Origin of the sequence: Prosthecobacter dejongeii, from assembly GCF_014203045.1 — a bacterium.
In the GTDB taxonomy this organism is placed as follows: domain Bacteria; phylum Verrucomicrobiota; class Verrucomicrobiia; order Verrucomicrobiales; family Verrucomicrobiaceae; genus Prosthecobacter; species Prosthecobacter dejongeii.
In genome coordinates, this window is sequence record NZ_JACHIF010000004.1 from 375,652 (window position 1) to 392,339 (window position 16,688).

Annotated in this window: 20 protein-coding genes; all 20 read left to right on the forward strand. The window is 56.1% G+C overall.

Annotated elements, in window-relative coordinates:
- Nucleotides 1-29: 29 nt before the first annotated feature.
- The 20 genes from HNQ64_RS12120 (at nt 30) to HNQ64_RS12215 (ending at nt 16,659) form a co-directional block, all read left to right on the forward strand.
- A complete protein-coding gene (locus tag HNQ64_RS12120; protein ID WP_184208870.1) occupies nt 30-635 on the forward strand; it encodes a hypothetical protein in 606 nt (201 codons plus the stop codon).
- 283 nt (nt 636-918) lie between these two features.
- The gene (locus HNQ64_RS12125; RefSeq protein ID WP_184208872.1) at nt 919-1,206 is read left to right on the forward strand and encodes a hypothetical protein; all 288 of its coding nucleotides are present in this window, start codon (nt 919-921) and stop codon (nt 1,204-1,206) included.
- 2 nt (nt 1,207-1,208) lie between these two features.
- A complete protein-coding gene (locus HNQ64_RS12130) occupies nt 1,209-1,445 on the forward strand; it encodes a hypothetical protein (protein ID WP_184208873.1) in 237 nt (78 codons plus the stop codon).
- A 27-nt stretch (nt 1,446-1,472) separates the two neighbouring features.
- A complete protein-coding gene (locus HNQ64_RS12135) occupies nt 1,473-2,759 on the forward strand; it encodes a CHC2 zinc finger domain-containing protein (protein ID WP_184208875.1) in 1,287 nt (428 codons plus the stop codon).
- Entirely contained in the window at nt 2,722-4,362 is a 1,641-nt protein-coding gene (locus HNQ64_RS12140) for a primase-helicase family protein (protein ID WP_184208877.1), read from the forward strand. The genes HNQ64_RS12135 and HNQ64_RS12140 overlap by 38 nt, the downstream gene beginning before the upstream one ends.
- A 660-nt stretch (nt 4,363-5,022) precedes the next feature.
- Nucleotides 5,023-5,850 carry a hypothetical protein gene (locus tag HNQ64_RS12145; protein ID WP_184208879.1) on the forward strand — a complete coding sequence of 276 codons (828 nt, stop codon included), beginning with the start codon at nt 5,023-5,025 and terminating at the stop codon, nt 5,848-5,850.
- A complete protein-coding gene (locus tag HNQ64_RS12150) occupies nt 5,847-7,859 on the forward strand; it encodes a terminase gpA endonuclease subunit (RefSeq protein ID WP_184208881.1) in 2,013 nt (670 codons plus the stop codon). The genes HNQ64_RS12145 and HNQ64_RS12150 overlap by 4 nt, the downstream gene beginning before the upstream one ends.
- Nucleotides 7,860-7,877: 18 nt before the next feature.
- Entirely contained in the window at nt 7,878-8,192 is a 315-nt protein-coding gene (locus tag HNQ64_RS12155) for a hypothetical protein (RefSeq protein WP_184208883.1), read from the forward strand.
- Nucleotides 8,193-8,197: 5 nt separating this feature from the next.
- Complete coding sequence (locus HNQ64_RS12160; protein WP_184208885.1) at nt 8,198-9,775, forward strand: phage portal protein; 1,578 nt, start codon at nt 8,198-8,200, stop codon at nt 9,773-9,775.
- Between the two features lie 50 nt (nt 9,776-9,825).
- A complete protein-coding gene (locus HNQ64_RS12165; protein WP_184208887.1) occupies nt 9,826-10,974 on the forward strand; it encodes a head maturation protease, ClpP-related in 1,149 nt (382 codons plus the stop codon).
- Nucleotides 10,975-11,011: 37 nt separating this feature from the next.
- Entirely contained in the window at nt 11,012-12,097 is a 1,086-nt protein-coding gene (locus HNQ64_RS12170) for a major capsid protein (protein WP_184208889.1), read from the forward strand.
- Between the two features lie 36 nt (nt 12,098-12,133).
- Complete coding sequence (locus HNQ64_RS12175; protein ID WP_184208891.1) at nt 12,134-12,535, forward strand: hypothetical protein; 402 nt, start codon at nt 12,134-12,136, stop codon at nt 12,533-12,535.
- Between the two features lie 38 nt (nt 12,536-12,573).
- Nucleotides 12,574-12,906, forward strand: coding sequence for a hypothetical protein (locus HNQ64_RS12180; protein WP_184208893.1), 333 nt, complete (start codon nt 12,574-12,576; stop codon nt 12,904-12,906).
- Between the two features lie 77 nt (nt 12,907-12,983).
- Nucleotides 12,984-13,235 carry a hypothetical protein gene (locus tag HNQ64_RS12185; protein ID WP_184208895.1) on the forward strand — a complete coding sequence of 84 codons (252 nt, stop codon included), beginning with the start codon at nt 12,984-12,986 and terminating at the stop codon, nt 13,233-13,235.
- A 35-nt stretch (nt 13,236-13,270) separates the two neighbouring features.
- The gene (locus tag HNQ64_RS12190) at nt 13,271-13,576 is read left to right on the forward strand and encodes a hypothetical protein (protein ID WP_184208897.1); all 306 of its coding nucleotides are present in this window, start codon (nt 13,271-13,273) and stop codon (nt 13,574-13,576) included.
- Nucleotides 13,573-14,064, forward strand: coding sequence for a hypothetical protein (locus tag HNQ64_RS12195; protein ID WP_184208899.1), 492 nt, complete (start codon nt 13,573-13,575; stop codon nt 14,062-14,064). The genes HNQ64_RS12190 and HNQ64_RS12195 overlap by 4 nt, the downstream gene beginning before the upstream one ends.
- A gap of 39 nt (nt 14,065-14,103) precedes the next feature.
- On the forward strand, nt 14,104-14,610 hold the full coding sequence (locus HNQ64_RS12200; protein ID WP_184208901.1) for a hypothetical protein: 507 nt from the start codon (nt 14,104-14,106) through the stop codon (nt 14,608-14,610).
- A 50-nt stretch (nt 14,611-14,660) separates the two neighbouring features.
- On the forward strand, nt 14,661-15,140 hold the full coding sequence (locus HNQ64_RS12205) for a hypothetical protein (protein ID WP_184208903.1): 480 nt from the start codon (nt 14,661-14,663) through the stop codon (nt 15,138-15,140).
- A gap of 53 nt (nt 15,141-15,193) precedes the next feature.
- The gene (locus HNQ64_RS12210) at nt 15,194-16,045 is read left to right on the forward strand and encodes a hypothetical protein (protein WP_184208905.1); all 852 of its coding nucleotides are present in this window, start codon (nt 15,194-15,196) and stop codon (nt 16,043-16,045) included.
- Nucleotides 16,042-16,659: a hypothetical protein gene (locus HNQ64_RS12215; protein ID WP_184208907.1), complete on the forward strand. Its 618-nt coding sequence runs from the start codon at nt 16,042-16,044 to the stop codon at nt 16,657-16,659. Before HNQ64_RS12210 ends, HNQ64_RS12215 begins: the two co-directional genes overlap by 4 nt.
- Nucleotides 16,660-16,688 lie beyond the last annotated feature (29 nt).

Here is a 16,688-nt window from a genome sequence, read left to right on the forward strand (position 1 = left end):
CCTAACCAAATAGAAAGAGTGATAGTGATATGAGGCCAAAAATCGTTTGTTTGTGTGGAAGTACAAAGTTCTGGGAAACATTCCAGAAAGAGAGTTTGAGGCTGACGCTTGAGGGCGTCATCGTCCTTAGCATCGGGGCGGCAACTGCCAGTGATGATTCACACTTTGGTAGTCTTCCAAAGCCTGAGTATGATCGCGTGAAGGCGAGTCTTGACGAACTTCATAAGCGCAAGATCGACCTGGCTGATGAGGTTTTGGTTCTCAATGTGGGCGACTACATTGGAGAGAGTACGAGAAGCGAAATCGAGTATGCCATTCTCAACGGGAAGATGGTCCATTATGCTTATCCTCACGGGCCAAGAGGGCTTCTGCTTGAAGGCTTTTTGAAGACTAATGAAGCATGGGGCCCCGCTCCTCCTCAGCCTTTAACGTGCAGGCTCATGAAGTGGCTGTCGGAAGTGAAGTCCATGCATGATCAATTTGTCAGCCAGGGCAATGAGGAAGCATCCATGGCCGTGGCTGCTTGCCATGACAGCTTTAAGGAGGTGGTCAAGGGCTATGCCGATGACATGCAAGCCTATCGAGCGGGGCCTCAGATCAAGCGGGAAATTTCACCAAGCGGGAAGCCTGAGTGAAGGGAAGTAAACCTAACCAAATAGAAAGAATGAAGTAGTTATGTCAGAATTTAAATCAGCTTTTAGCCTCTTAGAGGGCTTCGAATTTGCCAGCTCGAAAGATCGTGAGAACGCACTGCAGGCGCAGTTGTGGTTTACGGAGGCGCTTATGAATCCGGCCTCAGAGCCTTTTCCGTTGGTGATCATCACGGGGCCAAGGGGGTGCGGGAAATCGACGCTACTGACGCGGATGAAAAGCGTGGTGAGGCATCGGGCTTGCTTCGAATCGTCCTCCATTGATGACTTGTCTTTTGCCGCTGCTGCGCAGTTGTCTGCCGCTCTGGTGGTCTTTGATGGCCCTCGAAGTGTGACGGCGGAACGCATCGAGCGGCTTCGTGAATTTACCTCTAAAAATAGCTGGGAATACCGGGCTCTAGGAACGGAGAAGTTAATCAGCCGAGGCAAGTGCTGCCTAGTGGTGGTGGCTGGAGAAGGGAAAGAGCTGAAAGGCCTGCTGAGCCATCCCGGCATTGAGGACTGGAGCATTCAGATCCGGATGAAAGCCCGTGCTGAACAGAAAGGAGGGCAATAGCCGTGGCTGAAAAAACATCGAAGTATCCGCGCCCGGATGTGGTGGTGAGATTCTACGGGCCTCCAGGCGGCGGTAAGACGGCGCTGATGGGGGAGATAGCCGCCATGCTCGCCGCGAAGGGGAGTGATGCGGTATGTCTGGAGGGCAAATCTGGGGAGCGGAAGCTACCGACGGTGACGCCTCCGGAGGGGCAATTCCGAAGGCCCCGGCGCGTGCTGCTGATCGAGCAGTGGGACTGATGGTCTAACGAATAGCGATACAACCCTTTGAGGAACTTTTTTATGCAGGTGGGAGATAACATTGATCTGGCGAATCTGCGGGATCAGATTCGCGGTCGGCTGACGATGGCGGATCTGTGCGCGAAAGATGGGCTGGAAGGCCGAAGGGAAGGGCATGCGCAGCGGGCACGCTGCCCTTTTCACGAAGAAAAGAGCGGGTCATTTCTAATCGGCGGCCGTGCTGCAGATCGAGCGCATTGTTTCGGGTGCGGATGGAGCGGGGATCTTTTTGCTTTTTGGGAAAAACGCAAAGGTGTCAGCCATGTGGAGGCAGTGAATCAGCTGGCCTCGCTGGTGGGGCTGGCTCCTGTCATTCCTGGGGTGAAATGGGAGCGGCCGAAAGCGAAGGCGCTGGCGGTGGCAAAAGGCACGCGGCGGATCGAGGCCGGGGAAAAGCCGGCGCTGCCAGGCATGCGGATGCTGCGAGAAGACGAGATGGAAACGCTGGCGAAACTGCGCGGGCTTTCTGTGGAGTCGGTGAGGATCGCCGCGACGGTGATGAAGCGTGTGGGCTACTGTGAGTGGCCGCTGTATCTGAATCGCCGGGAGAACCGCTGGTGTAGCCCATGTGATGCGCATTGGTTCAAGTGCGGCCGTGATACGGATGAGTGCGCGCCGGTGCCGAGGTTCCCCTCCTGGGTGGTGACCGATGATGCGCGGTGGGTGGCGCAGTTTCGGCGCCTGGATGGTGAACCCTACACTCCGCGCGGGGAAGGCGGTAAAGATCCCTTCAAATCCTGGACACTGGGAACGGCAACGTGGCCACTCGGCGCGGCCGAGCTGCGGAATCGAATGGGTGTGATCCTCGTGGAAGGTGGGGCGGATATGCTGGCGGGTTACCATTTCCTTCAGCGTTTCAGCCGACTGCGCGAGGTGGGGGTGGTGTGCATGCTGGGCGCGAGTGGTCGCATTGCCGAGGCGGCGCTGCCTTTCTTCAAGGGGAAGCGCGTGCGGATCATCTGCGATGCGGATGAGGAGCAAGTGAAGCGACATCCACAAAAGGATGGTACGGAAAGGATCGTGAAAACACGACCTGGCTGTGATGCGGCCGCGCGATGGACGGAGCAGCTGACGCACGCGGGTGCGGCGGTGAAGACATTCTACCTCGGGGACGTGCTGGATGGCGAGGGAGAGATCATCGTGCCTGGCCTGGTGAGAGCTGACGGGAAGCCGGTAAAGGATCTGAATGACCTGGCTTATTGCAGCGAAGTGATCCTGGATAGTGATGAAGTGCGCGATGCCTTCTGTGAATGGAAGGAGGGCTTCGGTGGCTAAGAAAGCAGCCACAAAAAAAGCGGCGAATCCACGTGATGGAAAGGCCAAAAAAGGTGCGAAGGATGAAGCGGCAACGTTTTCACCCGGCGATGCGGCCGCGCCCAAGATCTTCGACGTCGATCAGGTGTGCGACGAGCTGAATCTGTGGTGGGAGAATGACGGCGGCGATTCCTTCGTGGTGAAAACGGGTGGCGAATTGTGGTCGCGCTGGCCGGTGTCATCGATCAAGCAGCTGGCGCGGATGTTGCCCGGACGATTGATTGCCCTGAAGACGCGCGAGAACGAGCGGCTGAGTGAGATGGATCGCGTGCTTTTGCATGCGCGCCAGGCGCGGTGCGTGGAGAAGGTATTGCCGGCGCTGGCGGGCTACCGTGCGGGGGTGCGTGAGCTGAGTGACGGCCGTCGTGTGGTGGTGAGGATGTCGCCCAAATTGATCGAGCCCGAGAAGGGTGAATGGTCAACTGTGCGCGCGCTGATCGAGGACCGGCTGAACCTGGGGGCAGGGGATGTGGATCAGAGCGTGTACTTTCACGCGTGGTGCAAGATCGCCTATGAAAGCCTGATGTATGGGGAGCCGGGGAGCTACAAGCCTGGTCATGCGCTAGTGCTGAGTGGGCCGGTGGGCTGTGGGAAAAGCCGTCTGCAGGTGAACATCATCACGCCTTTGTTAGGTGGCCGTAAGGCTGACCCCACGGCCTTCCTGATGGGGGATGATAGCTTTAACGCTGACATGATGGGCAGCGAACATTTGATGATGGAAGAGCTTCTGACGAGCAGCTGGAGCGCGGCCGATCGCGTGAACCTGAGCGAGGCCATCAAACGCATCGTGGCGAACGAGAGCAAGCGCATGCGTTTGATGCGCACAGATCCGCTCACTGTGGATCCGTTTTGGCGGTTCACTTTGTCCATGAATAACGACCCGGATAAGCTCCGGGCCTTCCCTATGCTGACACCTGATTTTCGTGATAAAGTGATCATGCTGCTCGTGGCCAAAAAGCCGCTGCCAATGCCGACACGAACGGCGGCCGAACAAAAAGCGTTTAACGACCAGGTGAGGAAAGAACTGCCGGCGTATGCGTATTGGTTGCTCAATGAATTTGAGATACCGACCGCCATGCTGACGGTCGATGGGCAGGATGCGACGCGGTTTGGTTTTGGTTCTTTTCAACACACGCAACTGTCAGAACAGCTGTTTGATGAGTCGCCTGCAGCTCAGTTGCTGAGGCTGATTGATACGGCTGAGATCTGCCACATCGCGGGCACTCCGAAGAAGCTTTGGGAACTGAAGCATCCGCTGAATCACAGCGGCCGGAAGCCCCGTGGGCGGCCCTGGGAGAATACGCCCTGGGTCTGGGAAGGCAGTGCTGAGAAGCTGGAAGAGCTGCTGTGTGGCCACGTGGAGGGCTGGACTTCTTCTGTGGCCCGAGCCGCCTCCAGGCTTCTGGGGAAAGCGGGCGCGGCTACGATGCTGAGCCGACTTGCGGAAGACCGGATTGACAGGATCGCTAAGCGTGACAGGGCGGAGTTTAGGGGATGGGCCATTGCCGCGTCAGCGGACGAAATGGATGCGCCGAAGGCGGAAGATGAAGAAGGTGAGGACTGAGGGGGGGGCGGCGGAGTGAGGCGTCAGCGGTCGAAACCCTGACGCCGAAGGCGTGTATGACATGCTGTGATGTCAGGCTATAAGCCTACGGCCAGGCGGAATCGCGCCCTGTGGTGACGGTGTGGCGGGTTGTTTTTTTATTTATTAGGCGCGCTAGGTGTCAGCTTATCGGTTTAACTTTTTCGATCCTAACTGAGCTTTTGTGATGTCAGATTGTCAGATTAGAAGACTTTGCCTTGAAAGAGTAGGGGCATAAGATGACGGGCAAGAGTTGCGAGGTTGCACTTTCCGCCAGAATAAGGGGCAATTCCGTGCAAATGAGGGGCGATCCTGCCCCATCCCACCCCGGTAAGGAATCTCTTTGCCCCCTAGGGTGCCTAATGCGGGTCCTCCGTCCCCCAGTGAATTCGCAAATGGGGCGAAGAATTGCACTCTTGCCCCTGTCTTTTGACACTAGGCGAGGGGCATGGATTTAGACGTGGTCATGCAAATGGAAGGGCAAAAGTGCCCTGCTAGCTGCCTTAGTTGCTGCCTATCGCCCGTTCCTGCCCCTCTGCTGATCAAGGCGAACAAAAATTTTCGGAAGGGTAGGGCCTTGCCCAAAATTTTCGCGCGACGTAAAAATAAAACATCGGACAAAAAAACGGCCGGCGCTGCATCATGAACGCGCTAGAACAATCCGAGATCCCTCTCGCCGCCGAATCTGAAGCGCTGCAACTGCACGCGCCTGCCTGTATCGCGGTGCGGCCAAAGTTGGAGAGCGCCAAAAAGGAAACGTACAAGCATTACGAGTCCATCTATGGCAAAAAGACTCGAACGCTGAAGTGGTGGGTAGAGCAGGGGCGCTCGGCGGCGGGTGGGCCTGATCTACCCCCGTTAGATCGACCTGAGGAGATGCCAGCATGGTGGGAGAGGGTAATGACTCAATCATGCCCTAGATCAGTTCTGGAGGCCTCCAGAGCGGCAGCGGCGGCGCGTACCTCGTCTATGGTCGTGTCGGTGGTCTCACAAGCTCCTATCGCAAATGCGGCTAACGGGAGCTCTGCTACACCTGCATTTGAGGCTCCGGCCCTAACGAGCCAAGATGAAAACCTGAATCATTTAAAGGGGCAGCTAGCGCGGGTGCGTCTTGAGCTCCTAGAGGCGGAGACTGCAGAGCCGCGTGACCACGTCCTGATCGAGTCGAAAGAAAGGAAGTGGCGGGAATTGCGAACGGAGGTTGAAGAAGCTGAGGCGGCGATTTTTAAACTCCGAAAAATGCAGGGAAAGCTCGTGGATCTGGAGGCGGTCGAAGCCGCTCTTATGCCGCTGCTCTCAAACGTCGTGGATGCCGTGCGTTCCACCTACACCCGAGTGCGGCCGTCGCTGTCTGCGGCATCGACAGACGCTGAGCGTGAGGCCATCTGGAACCGTGGGATTGATGAGGCCTTTGAAGAGCTTGTCCGTGGTGGCTTTTTGAACCGTGAAACCATGAAGCTCGCTGCATGATTGATCTCACTGAATGGGGGCGTGGATTGTTGGGCCGGGTCATTCGACCACGGCCCAAAGGTGGGATCGCGAAGTGGGGCCATGAGAACATTGCGCTAAGCAGTGAGGAGAGCGCTGGAGCTCCGGGCCCTTACCGGGTCGAGCTAGAGCCTTGGACATCGATCGTCTTCAAATTCATCGAAGATCCGCGCTATGATCTCCTGTACGTGGCGAAAGCTTCCCGTATGGGCTTCACACTGGCTTTCTTCGTGGCCATGATGTGGTGGCTCACCCATTTTGGCACGAATATCATTTTCGCGATCGACAAATCGAAGGAGGTCAAAAGGATCGCTAGAAAGCGCATCATCCCATTGATCAAGAGCGTGCGCGCTTTGCGTGATGTGCTGCCTTCGAATGATCGCGCGCTAACGACTGAGACGCTTTACTTGAAGGGTAAGACAGTCTTTCTCGCGGGTGCTCAAAGCCTTAGCCAGGTGTTGAATAAAACGGCCTCGCTGATCTGCGCGGATGAGCTCGATCAGTTTGAAAACTTCAAGTCTGGGGAAATCAACGCCCATGGTCATTTGTTAGACCGAATGATGGACGTGCTGAATGCCAAGGGCATCTTTGGCGGAAAGCCGCGTAATGAGGAGGATATCACTTGGCAGGAATATCTCACCGGGACTCGTCACCAACTGTTTGTGCCTTGTCCTCACTGCGAGACCATGCAGGTCTTAGACCCGAAAAATATGCGGTATGATCACTGTCGCACCGAAGATGGGGATTATGATGGTGACCGGGTAGCGAATGATGCCTTTTGGCAGTGCATCAATCCAGAGTGCCGATTGGATCCAGCGCGTCACCACGGCCGCATTGATGAAAAGCACAAGCTGTGGATGCTGGAAATGAAAGACCATGAGTTTGTTAGGGCGGAGTTCCGCCAAACCAATTTTGGGCAGGATGATGATAAGCCTGAGCCGCGTAAAATGAGCGTGCAGATTGGGCAGCAATACAGTCTCCGGCCAAAGCTGACCTGGGGAGCGATCGCGTTGCATTGGATCAAGGCCAGCAAAAAGGGTGGAACCGAATTGGCGCACTTTTATCGCACGCGTTTTGGCATGCCTTATCGACAAAAGCAGACCATCATCAAAGGCGAGATGGTCAAAGCTCTGGCAAAGGGTAGCGTTTATCGGCATGGTGAATGCCCCGTCTTGCCTTGCTTCGTGGCCATGGCTGTGGACGTTCAAGAGCTCGTTAAAAAGTGGTCTAAGGTCGCCTTCCTGCCTTCCGGTGAGGCTTTCATCATTGATTACGGCGAGTGCTTGGCCTTTGAAGATCTTTATGAGATCGCAGAGAAGCCCATCAAGATCCTGGACTGGGGAGATATCCCTGAGTCCGAGCGGGATCCACACATCATGGTGAATTTCGTCTGGATTGATGAGGGTAACGGTGATGGGGATCAATCGACGAAGGATGTGCGAGACTTCTGTGCTCGCCCTCGCTCTCGAAATCACCCGCTGCACGGCGGCCATTGGATTTACCCGTGTAAAGGGGCAGGGGGCTTGCAAATCAAGGGTGTGGTCGATGAACGTGACCGCAAGGTCGATAGCTATGAGTTCAAATGCTACCACTTGAGCCATAATGAATTCGCCACTGAGTTGTACCTACAGCGAATTGGCCAGCACGAAGAGATTTGCGCGGCCATGGAGATCATGGCGCGAAGCCCTCACAAAAGGCTACCGCTTCCGGCCCCTCGCTTGTGGCTGATGAAAAATCCCGATGACGAATTCATCGCGGAATTGTGCGCGGAGAAACGGCAGCTCAAAAAGGTCCGTGGGCGGCTGCGTTGGGTATGGGTCGATCCGACCGAAAAAAACGACTATGGCGACACGGTGAAGTATTGCCTGGCCATGTGGTATTTCATTCGTGAATTGTATGGGTGGGAGGCACCTGATGATGAGCCAGAAACTGATGCATCGAAACCGGCCCAAAAGGAGCGCGAATACATCCTGCATCGGGATGAGGATTGACATCCTCTAGGCCCTTGAATGGCCTCCGATGTTGATCCCGATATCCTCACTGACGCAATCCTCCTGCATGTTGAGGACCTTGGCGAGGTGAATGGTAAAGCCTGGCTGCGCACGGAATTTGACCGCGTTTTTGGCCTCGTGATGGCTGGCGATGAATTTGTAACGGCTACGAGCTTCAAAGGTCAGAGCGGCAGCGCGGAGCGCAAAGTTTCCGGTGCCCAGTTGCTCGCTGTGCTCACTCAAGCTCGCAAGATGCTGAATGCTGAAGAAAACGGCAGCCCTGCGGCTGGGGCCATGCTTGTCCCTCGTCTCGCTGACTTTCCCCTTTCCTGATTTTTATGAGTCGTTCTAAAGCTCGATCCAAAGCTAAGCCCGCGCCCATTACAGCGGCCGTCTTGCCTCCAGCAATGCCGGCAATCAATAGCGGTGGTGGAATCCGCAGCACCCCCGTGGGCCAGACCTGGCGGAACTGGAGAGCCGAGACCAGCACTCAAGCTCGGGAGCGTGTTCTCACATCACGATTCCTCCAGGAGGCGCTTCCATTTGTGGGTTACCTGGTCTCGCAGCTGCCCGAGGAAGCTTTGGGTGATGGCCTAGTGCCGACCAGCGAAAGCAAGGATTTGGAGTTCAAGCGCGCGGCTACGGCATACTTTGATCAATGGGCTAGATCGCCCGCGATCGACATTCGTCGCCGATTCGATTTCTACGCATCGCAGCATATGATCGGCCAGACCATGATTGGCGATGGCCAAGTGTTTGCGCTGAAAATTCGTGATCCGCGCCCTGAGGCGCTAGCAAGGCCGTTAAGTGATAAGAAATTCCGCCGTTTACAGCTTCAATTTCTGACTCGTGATCAGCTCGGAAATGCAGGAGCTCGTGACATGGTGGCCAATGGAACTTCCCTTGTTTGGGATAACGGAATCCAGTTTGATAGCCTGGATGTGGCTCGCAAATACAGCATCATCAAGCAGACCTCTCCAGGCATCTTAGCAGGCAGTTCTTATGAGATTAAAGACGCGTCAGAGATGCTGCACATTTACGCCGATCGAATGTTCAATCAGCGCCATGGAACCCCATGGCTTTTCAGCGGCAACTCCAGTGCTCTTGATGCCTTAGACCGTAAATCGGTGCGTATGTATGCCTCCAAGATTCGCGCCTATTTCTTGGGTGCCATCAAGACACCGACGGGCGAAAATCCGGCAAGCATGCGCAGCGCGGTGAGGAAAGGCACCAAGCTGAACGAAGAAGGCGCTGCGGTCGATAACGGTGTACGATATGTCGAGCTGGCGGGTGGCGTCTCCATTCCCGTTTTGAAGGAAGGGGAATCCATCAACTTTTACCAGAATCAGGATCCTGTTACGGCTGATCAGCTTCTGCAGGAGCTCTGGACGGAGCTTGTGTTTTGCCTGAAATATCCGCCTGAATACCTGCTGAATTTGATGGGCCTCGGCTCTGGTGCTATCAGGATGGTGCTTCGCAAAGTCAAAAAAGCTCATGACAGAATCCGTCGCCCAGTGCGGCAGCAATACTGCCAGGAGGTGTGGGAATTTGTCATCGGGGATGCCATTCAGCAAAAGCTCCTCCCGCTCGTGGATGACTGGCGCGACGTGAATTGGAAAGGTGGAGTCGATCCAAGCATTGATGCCGGCCGAGATGAAAAAGCCGAGCAGGAAAAGCTGCGGAGTTTCACGGGCACGGTCGAGCAGTATTGCGATGCGTTAGGCCTGGATGGCGAATCGGTCCGGCATGCTCGCTTGGATGAGATAGCGGATAACATTGCTTACGGAGCTAAAAAAGGCCTGCCTTGGTTCATGTGCATCGATGCGCTTCAAGTGCAAGCCATGACAGGTTTGGCCTCCCAGTTAGGCGTTGATATCGGTGACCTGGTAGCCAAGCTAACAACGGTTAAGGAGTAGAATGAACGACCGCCACGTGGCGGTCGTCATTGACATCTAGCTGGCTGGGTATGACTCAGCCTCGGCCTTCTTTCATCACTGCCTCAGCCGTTCCTCCCAAGCAAAACGGATCCTGGTTTGCCATTACAGCGCTGGCTGACAAACCTGCAGCCGAGATTCGGCTCCGTGGTTACATTGGCATGGCCTCGGAGGGTTACGACTACTGGACTGGTGAGAGCTATGATACTGGCGGCGCTGGCACGGTGCAGGAATTCGAAGAAGCCTTGAAAGCGCTGGGCCCAGTTGACGTGATCAATGTTTATATCACCTCTGAGGGTGGGAACGTTACCGATGGCATTGCTATCCATAACATTCTGGCCCGCCAGAAGGCTAAAGTCGTTTGTACGATTGATGGTTATGCTTTTTCTATTGCCACCGTGATTGCCATGGCGGCCAATGAGCTGAGGATCGCTGCGAATGGCCTCATGATGATCCACGATGCGGAGTTTTGGGCAGCGGGCTCTGACGTCAAAGCATTGCAAGACGCTATCAACAGTCTCCAGGCCTGCAATGAAGCGATCGCAACGGCCTATCAGGCAAAAGCGGGTGGAACGCTCGCAGACTGGCATCTCAGAATGTCGCAAACGACCTGGCTAACGGGTCGCCAAGCGGCGGAACTGAGGTTGGCAGATACAATCCTGGATGATGTGGCTCTCACAGCATACGCGCCCGCGAATAAGGCCACCCTTGCTCGTCAAATGCCCGAGAGCATACGGGCTCTTTTTGACAATGCGTCACCACCGATCGCCACGCCGACACCTTCCACCACTCCTATGTTGAAGCCCCGCACTCCTCTCTTCACTGCCGCCACCGATACGCCGCCCGCTGGCGGGGGTGCGGCTCCTACAACTCCCCCCGCTGCAACGGCTACCCCGCCTGAGGCTGATCCTGTTGTTGTCCCTCCACCGGCAGCCGCTGCCGCGCCGGTCGCTGATTCGGTCGCTGCTGCGGTTACCGCTGCAATGGCTCCCATGCTAACGCAGATCACTGCATTAGCCGCTGAGGTGCAACACCTCAAAGGTCTCGATGCTCACGGCATTTCTCGCACAACAGCGGCCAGCGCTGGCCCAGTAGGAGGAGCAAAGGCTGATAAGCCCGACCTCACTGCCCTCTCTCCTCGCGAACGGGTCAAAGCTGCCCTGGCCGAACGTCGTTCCTAATCTCTCACCCTCACCCTTCTTTCTACCTACTCGTTTTATGACTCTTCGCCTTGCCGCTAAAATTGTTTTCTCGCTCCTTTGTGTGCTCTTGGCCGTTAATCACGGCTTCATCGTCGGTCTCAGCATCTGGTGTGTTGGTGGTCTCGCTCTGATTAAGCCCCAATACACGGGCGAATTTTGTGAGCGTCTGACCATGCTAGACCTGGTTCGTCCCGATCCGCTGATCGGTGGCCTGGTCGAAGAAAACATCATTCGCGCCCCCGAGCTGCAGGTATTTGAAATGGCGCAACTGGAGAGCGGAATCAGCTACAAGACTCTTCATCGTATCGGCTTGCCCACCACGGGTTTTCGCAAAATCAACCAAGGCGTTGATCCATCCAAAAGCCGCTACGAATCGCGGGAGCATAAGTGCTTTCTGTTCTCCGGCCGGGTTGAGTATGATCGTGCAGCCGGCCAGGCGGACAGCGGGGGCTTGGCAGCCATTGAAGCGCGCGAGTCTTCGGGTGTTATGCTTTCTTCCATGCAGGAGATCGGGAGTCAGATCTTTAATGGTGTGGCTAACGAAGCTGAGGGTTTCCCCGGCTTGAAAGCTTTCACGCCTTTCGGGGGTGCTTACACTCTCAATGCCACGGGTGCGGCGGCGAATACGGCAAGCTCCATTTATGGAGTGATCATGGGCGAAGATTACTGCCGCCTGATCGGTGGCGCGGGCGACATCTTTAACTTGGGTGACTTCCGCGACGAAACCTTGCGCGATGAAAACGATAAACCTTTCGCTGGCCGTGCTGCTGATCTGCTAGGCTGGGTCGGTTTGCAATGCAGTGCTAAATTTTGTGTGGTCCGAATCGCCAACGTCACGGCGGAGGTTGGCAAGGGTTGCACGGATAACCTTCTCGTGACAGCTAAGGAGCTTCTCCCGTCTGGATTTTCCCCGACGTTCTGGTTCATGAGTCGTCGCTCGCGTGCTCAGCTCCGCACCTCTCGCAGCGCTGTGACAATGGCGGCGTTGCAACGCACCGGTGACGGCGTGGAAGTCTCTGCGCCTGTGCCAACGGCAGACGTCGATGGTGTGCCAATCATCGCCACTGACAGCATCCCAAACACTGACGCAATCGAGGCTTAATGCCTCACCTAAACTTCACTCTTCACTTCTACTTTTATGGCTAAATTTGCTCAAGATCTCCTGCTGATTAAAACCAAGGCACTGCCGGCAGCGGCAGCGACCGCCTACACCGCCGCCATTGATTTGCGCGGCGATAGTCCCGGTGTCTCGCTTCAAAATGTCGAATTTGAATTCGGCGTTCCGGCTGTTCCTGCGCTGGCCGATACCAAGACCATCATCACCAAGTTGCAAGACTCGGCTGATGGTGTGAACTTTGCAGATATCGCGGCACTCAACAGCATCACTCAAACGGGTGCAGGGGGCGTAGGCGCGGCTGCGTTGTCGCGTAGTGTGGTGCTACCTGCGACTGTGCGGCGTTATCTGCGCGCGGCGGCCACTGTTTTGGCCGTGGGTGGCGACAACACTGCGGTGAGCTTCTTCCTCAAAGCGAAGTTTTAAGAGCTTCGGTCTAACAGAACCTTCAACCGCTTTTTTGTATGGCTACCAAAACAGTTCGTTATCATCAATTCAATCGCCCGGACGTGGAACTCCTCGTGATCGCAGAACACAAGGATGGCACCTTGGACATCGGCGATGAGGAGGGCAACATCATCGTCAGTCGCTGTCCTGTTGACGCTGGCAGGTTCGGTTGCTGTTCTTTGGTAGATTCAAGCGTTGCCGATGCGAAGGCCGCTGCCGATGCGAAGGCCGCTGCCGATGCGAAGGCCGCTGCCGATGCGAAAGCCGCTGCCGATGCGAAAGCCGCTGCCGATGCGAAAGCCGCTGCCGATGCGAAAGCCGCTGCCGATGCGAAGGCCGATAAAAAATAGTCTGCTACCGTGCATCTCCAAAACCCCTTACCGCTTTCGCTGGTAAGGTGTTTATTTTTTGACACCCCCCTGTGCACATGCCCGATATCAAAGAGCTGACGAATGATCTGGATCGAAAAAGCGGCCGTCGCCGCTTTATGATCACGGGGGTCAATGAAGAGGAAAGGGTCATTGTGGAGCTCCAATGGGAGTACAATCTCAGCCTTTATGATGAGGCAAAAAACTTCGCGGCCGTGGATCATCCTCCAGGCAATCAAGCAGCGGCTGAGCAGCTGCTTGACCTTGTGTGCGCGCTCCGCCAGAAGCTTTTCTCCCTGGATCTCACATGAGCCCTTCTGCTTTCCAACAGGCCATGATGCGAGGCATGGCTGCCAGCCCCTTCAAGGGTTCTGTAACGCTGATGATCGGGAATGCTGAGCACCCCGTTGAACACTGCGTGGTCGAGAGCGGAGACAATGCGGCCAAAGCCGAAGAATACGGCCTGCAGCACGTGAGAACGCTATCCGTTCAAATGCCGAAGAAAACACCCTTGGGGGTTTCGACACTGCCTGAGCGGCCAGAAACAAAACACAAGCTCAAGTATTTGGGCCGGATCTACAACCTGACCAGCATCGAGGGCGATGATGAGGCCTCCCCGGTGTGGGTATTGGAAGGGAACGCACCTCTATGACAACCCTGCCTGATATCTTCATGGCCCAGTTGGTTCTGGATTACCTATCAACGCCCGAGTCAGCCGCTAAAGGCGTCCCGAACATCCAGAAAATGTTGATGGATTCCTGCCAGGAATACCCGCGCCCATCGCTGATCATTGCCGCCCGTGAGGATCCCAAACAATCCTCGGGATCGAAACGCGTGGTGATGGTGACGCCTGTGCTAGCGACCTGGCTGAAAAGCACAGATGAAAATGCAGTGCCGGTGGGGCAGCAGACAACCCGCCCGGATGCGAGCGCCTGGCTGCATCTGATTGATAATCGTCTGCGAGATCTCGCGGCCTTTGCTGCCTTTGTTGCCGCTCTGCCGAGCGAGCGGAAGGCGGGCTATGCTTTCCTTTGCACCCGCTTTGGCGGCGCTGCTGTTCCTCTTCGTGGTGAGATCACTCAGGAGGTCAGTTACGCCACCTCAGTGAGTTACACCCTCGCGGTATCGCCGCTGATTTGACAATGAATCGGAGTCGTTAGGCACTCCTTACTCCTTGTCATGAATCATAAAAAACGCTTCTCGCTTCTTTCTTCGCTGGCTGCTTTTGCTGCCATTGGTCTCATTTCTTCCCGGCCTGCTCATGCGGCGGATGTGTCGGTAACGGCCGCCAACGTGCGGGTCAGCTCTCTGGCCGTCATCATGCCGGGGACATTCGGCGAAGCCGTGACTGCGGGTCAGCCGGTATATGTGGGCCCGGATAGCCGTTACTACCTCACCGATGTGAATGTGGCGGGGAAAACCGAGCTCGCTGGGATCGCCATCAATGGCGGTGCGGCCGGGCAACCCGCTTTAGTTTGCAGCGAAGATCCGGCATTCACGCCTGGCTTCACGCTCAGCACCTCGGCTCCCGTTTACGTGGCGAGTGCCACGGCTGGAGGTATTGCGCCTGTAGCGGATGTGACCACGGGCTGGTTCACGACCGTCATCATGGTTGCTCGCAGTACGACAACGGCCTCGTTTCGAGCGCGCGGGCATGCCTCAGGTGCGGCGGCGACGGCCCCTTAATCGTCTGGCGTTATCACTGGTTAGTCCATCCACCTTTCATTTCTCTTCCCATGCCTGCTCCAGTTCCAGCCGTTCAACTTTACGGCACTTTGCCAAACTTCGACCGTCAGGAATTTGCCGAGACGGGCTTTCTCACTCAGACCGTCAGCTTTACGCCTGAGCAGGAGATCAAAAAGAAAAAGAAACATTCACCCGGTGAACTGGGTCAGACTGGCCAGATCCAGATTTGGCGCGGCGATTTAGCCATCGAGCTCAAGGGCGATATCATCCCGAATGCGGATGGTTTGGTGCATGGCCTGCCTGCTAGCTACGTCGGCCAGGCGATCACAGCCTGTGCTCACTTCGCAGCAGCAACGGAAGGGCCAAATCCCATCCCAGCCCTGGAGCGTCATGGTTACACTCGCGATCCAAACAAGCTGCTGTTTATCAGCAGTGCCAAGACGGATCTGGGAGAGGATGCGCCCAACTGCACCATCGGCATGACTTACGTGCCGACTGTTAGCAAGGATCCCATCGCGCTTCTCGCCTAACCAAAACTTTGAAAAATCGAGCCTCGGCTCTTCACCCAATTCCCTAAGCCGCCATGAGTGCCTCTGCGAATACGATCTTGATCACAGAAACACGCCTGGCGGCTTGTTTTCGGGCTTTAGGATTTCCATATCAAGCCGAAGTCATCATCCATGAGCGCCGGGATGAAATGCGCGTTCAGTTCCTTTTCCAGCCTCAGAGTTTGCGCTTTCCTTCGCTCTTTGCATCGGCGCTGTTAGCCCAGTGGCAAAGCGGAGAACTGGCTCAACGTGAGCCCTTGCACTTGCTGTGCGTCATGATGAATGCCCAGCATAATTATGACCAGCTTCTCAAAGCTCAGAAACAAGGATCTGCTCTGCGAGTGGTGAGCGTGGCGGGTGGGTTGATGACACGCTACGTGCTTGGTCAGGAGCCTGCGACGGTGGCATTTTCGCCAGAGCGTGTGAGCATTGATGATTTACGCCTGGCGGCCTGCCTGGGCATGCTGGGGGTGCCTTTGCTGCGCATTACGGGTTCGTCTCCCCGTCATGTCTTCGAGATGGCCCGCACAGGGTATCCGGTGCTCCTTAGCGACGGTCAGAGGCATGTGCATGATGCGCAAGTGCTCTCCAGACGCTCCCCGACAGAAGCCGATCCTCTGAGGTTATGGCTGGAGATTCAGCAGCCGCTTCATCCGCTCTGCATTGGCTACGATGCGCTGTATTCCAGGACACAGCTCAAGCGTGAGCTGGAGACTCAAAAGAAGCTCCTGATGATTGATGAGGCCTCGCACCGGGTCACCGGCGATGGAGCCTCTACGGAGATCCTGGCGGCCAAGCAGGCGCTTGTGAGCGTCGATGCCGCTGGTCACGTGATGGATCACGTGACGAGACACATGAAAAGCCCCCCTATTTTTTGGACGAAATGACTGCAAACTCTGAACTCCCCTTGGCACCTTTGGAAGCTGAGATCCCTGCTGAGGCCTTAGCTCCAGCTCCCATCCTTCCTGCACCTGAAACGCCCCCACCGGGCCCCCAGGAAGATGAAGTCTTTGCAGCGCGGGCGGCTGAGGCGCGCGAGCTTGCTTGGGATCTCGCTGCAGAGCCTTTCTTTGGCGAGGATATGCCCCTCAAACCTTGGTCTCGTGAGCGGCATTTGCTGGCCATGCGGCTGATTGCTATGGATGTCCCTGGACCTCCGTTGGAAGAATTGGGAAGGCTTCAGCTTCGGGGCGCTGAATGGGCCAAAGCCAGGGGAATCGACACCCCGCCTTTGACTGACTTTGTAGATATTCTGCCGTATGTTCCAGCGGCAGAAAAGATCCTCTTCATCGCCGCTCATGATCCCCAGGAGCTGGCGCATCTTCGGGGCCCGCGTGTCGAGCGGTTCTTTTCAGCGATCGCCAAATGGAGTGAGGCAAACATTCGTCCGGATCAATTCGAGCTCGCCTGCCTCACGGCCCTACAGCTGACCACTCAGCACGAACAGATGATGGCCATGCCTCAGCCGGGAAAAAAGGGAAGGGCTGACTCGGGAAACTAGCCCTGCCCGTGCGCAGCGCGGATTTCTAT

Excerpts from the sequence above, each read along its gene's own strand:
- HNQ64_RS12120 (WP_184208870.1), top strand. The coding sequence starts at position 30 with ATGAGGCCAAAAATCGTTTGTTTGTGTGGAAGTACAAAGTTCTGGGAA.
- HNQ64_RS12140 (WP_184208877.1), top strand. The coding sequence starts at position 2,722 with ATGCCTTCTGTGAATGGAAGGAGGGCTTCGGTGGCTAAGAAAGCAGCC.
- HNQ64_RS12145 (WP_184208879.1), top strand. The coding sequence starts at position 5,023 with ATGAACGCGCTAGAACAATCCGAGATCCCTCTCGCCGCCGAATCTGAA.
- HNQ64_RS12150 (WP_184208881.1), top strand. The coding sequence starts at position 5,847 with ATGATTGATCTCACTGAATGGGGGCGTGGATTGTTGGGCCGGGTCATT.
- HNQ64_RS12155 (WP_184208883.1), top strand. The coding sequence starts at position 7,878 with ATGGCCTCCGATGTTGATCCCGATATCCTCACTGACGCAATCCTCCTG.
- HNQ64_RS12160 (WP_184208885.1), top strand. The coding sequence starts at position 8,198 with ATGAGTCGTTCTAAAGCTCGATCCAAAGCTAAGCCCGCGCCCATTACA.
- HNQ64_RS12165 (WP_184208887.1), top strand. The coding sequence starts at position 9,826 with ATGACTCAGCCTCGGCCTTCTTTCATCACTGCCTCAGCCGTTCCTCCC.
- HNQ64_RS12170 (WP_184208889.1), top strand. The coding sequence starts at position 11,012 with ATGACTCTTCGCCTTGCCGCTAAAATTGTTTTCTCGCTCCTTTGTGTG.
- HNQ64_RS12175 (WP_184208891.1), top strand. The coding sequence starts at position 12,134 with ATGGCTAAATTTGCTCAAGATCTCCTGCTGATTAAAACCAAGGCACTG.
- HNQ64_RS12180 (WP_184208893.1), top strand. The coding sequence starts at position 12,574 with ATGGCTACCAAAACAGTTCGTTATCATCAATTCAATCGCCCGGACGTG.
- HNQ64_RS12185 (WP_184208895.1), top strand. The coding sequence starts at position 12,984 with ATGCCCGATATCAAAGAGCTGACGAATGATCTGGATCGAAAAAGCGGC.
- HNQ64_RS12190 (WP_184208897.1), top strand. The coding sequence starts at position 13,271 with ATGGCTGCCAGCCCCTTCAAGGGTTCTGTAACGCTGATGATCGGGAAT.
- HNQ64_RS12195 (WP_184208899.1), top strand. The coding sequence starts at position 13,573 with ATGACAACCCTGCCTGATATCTTCATGGCCCAGTTGGTTCTGGATTAC.
- HNQ64_RS12200 (WP_184208901.1), top strand. The coding sequence starts at position 14,104 with ATGAATCATAAAAAACGCTTCTCGCTTCTTTCTTCGCTGGCTGCTTTT.
- HNQ64_RS12205 (WP_184208903.1), top strand. The coding sequence starts at position 14,661 with ATGCCTGCTCCAGTTCCAGCCGTTCAACTTTACGGCACTTTGCCAAAC.
- HNQ64_RS12210 (WP_184208905.1), top strand. The coding sequence starts at position 15,194 with ATGAGTGCCTCTGCGAATACGATCTTGATCACAGAAACACGCCTGGCG.
- HNQ64_RS12215 (WP_184208907.1), top strand. The coding sequence starts at position 16,042 with ATGACTGCAAACTCTGAACTCCCCTTGGCACCTTTGGAAGCTGAGATC.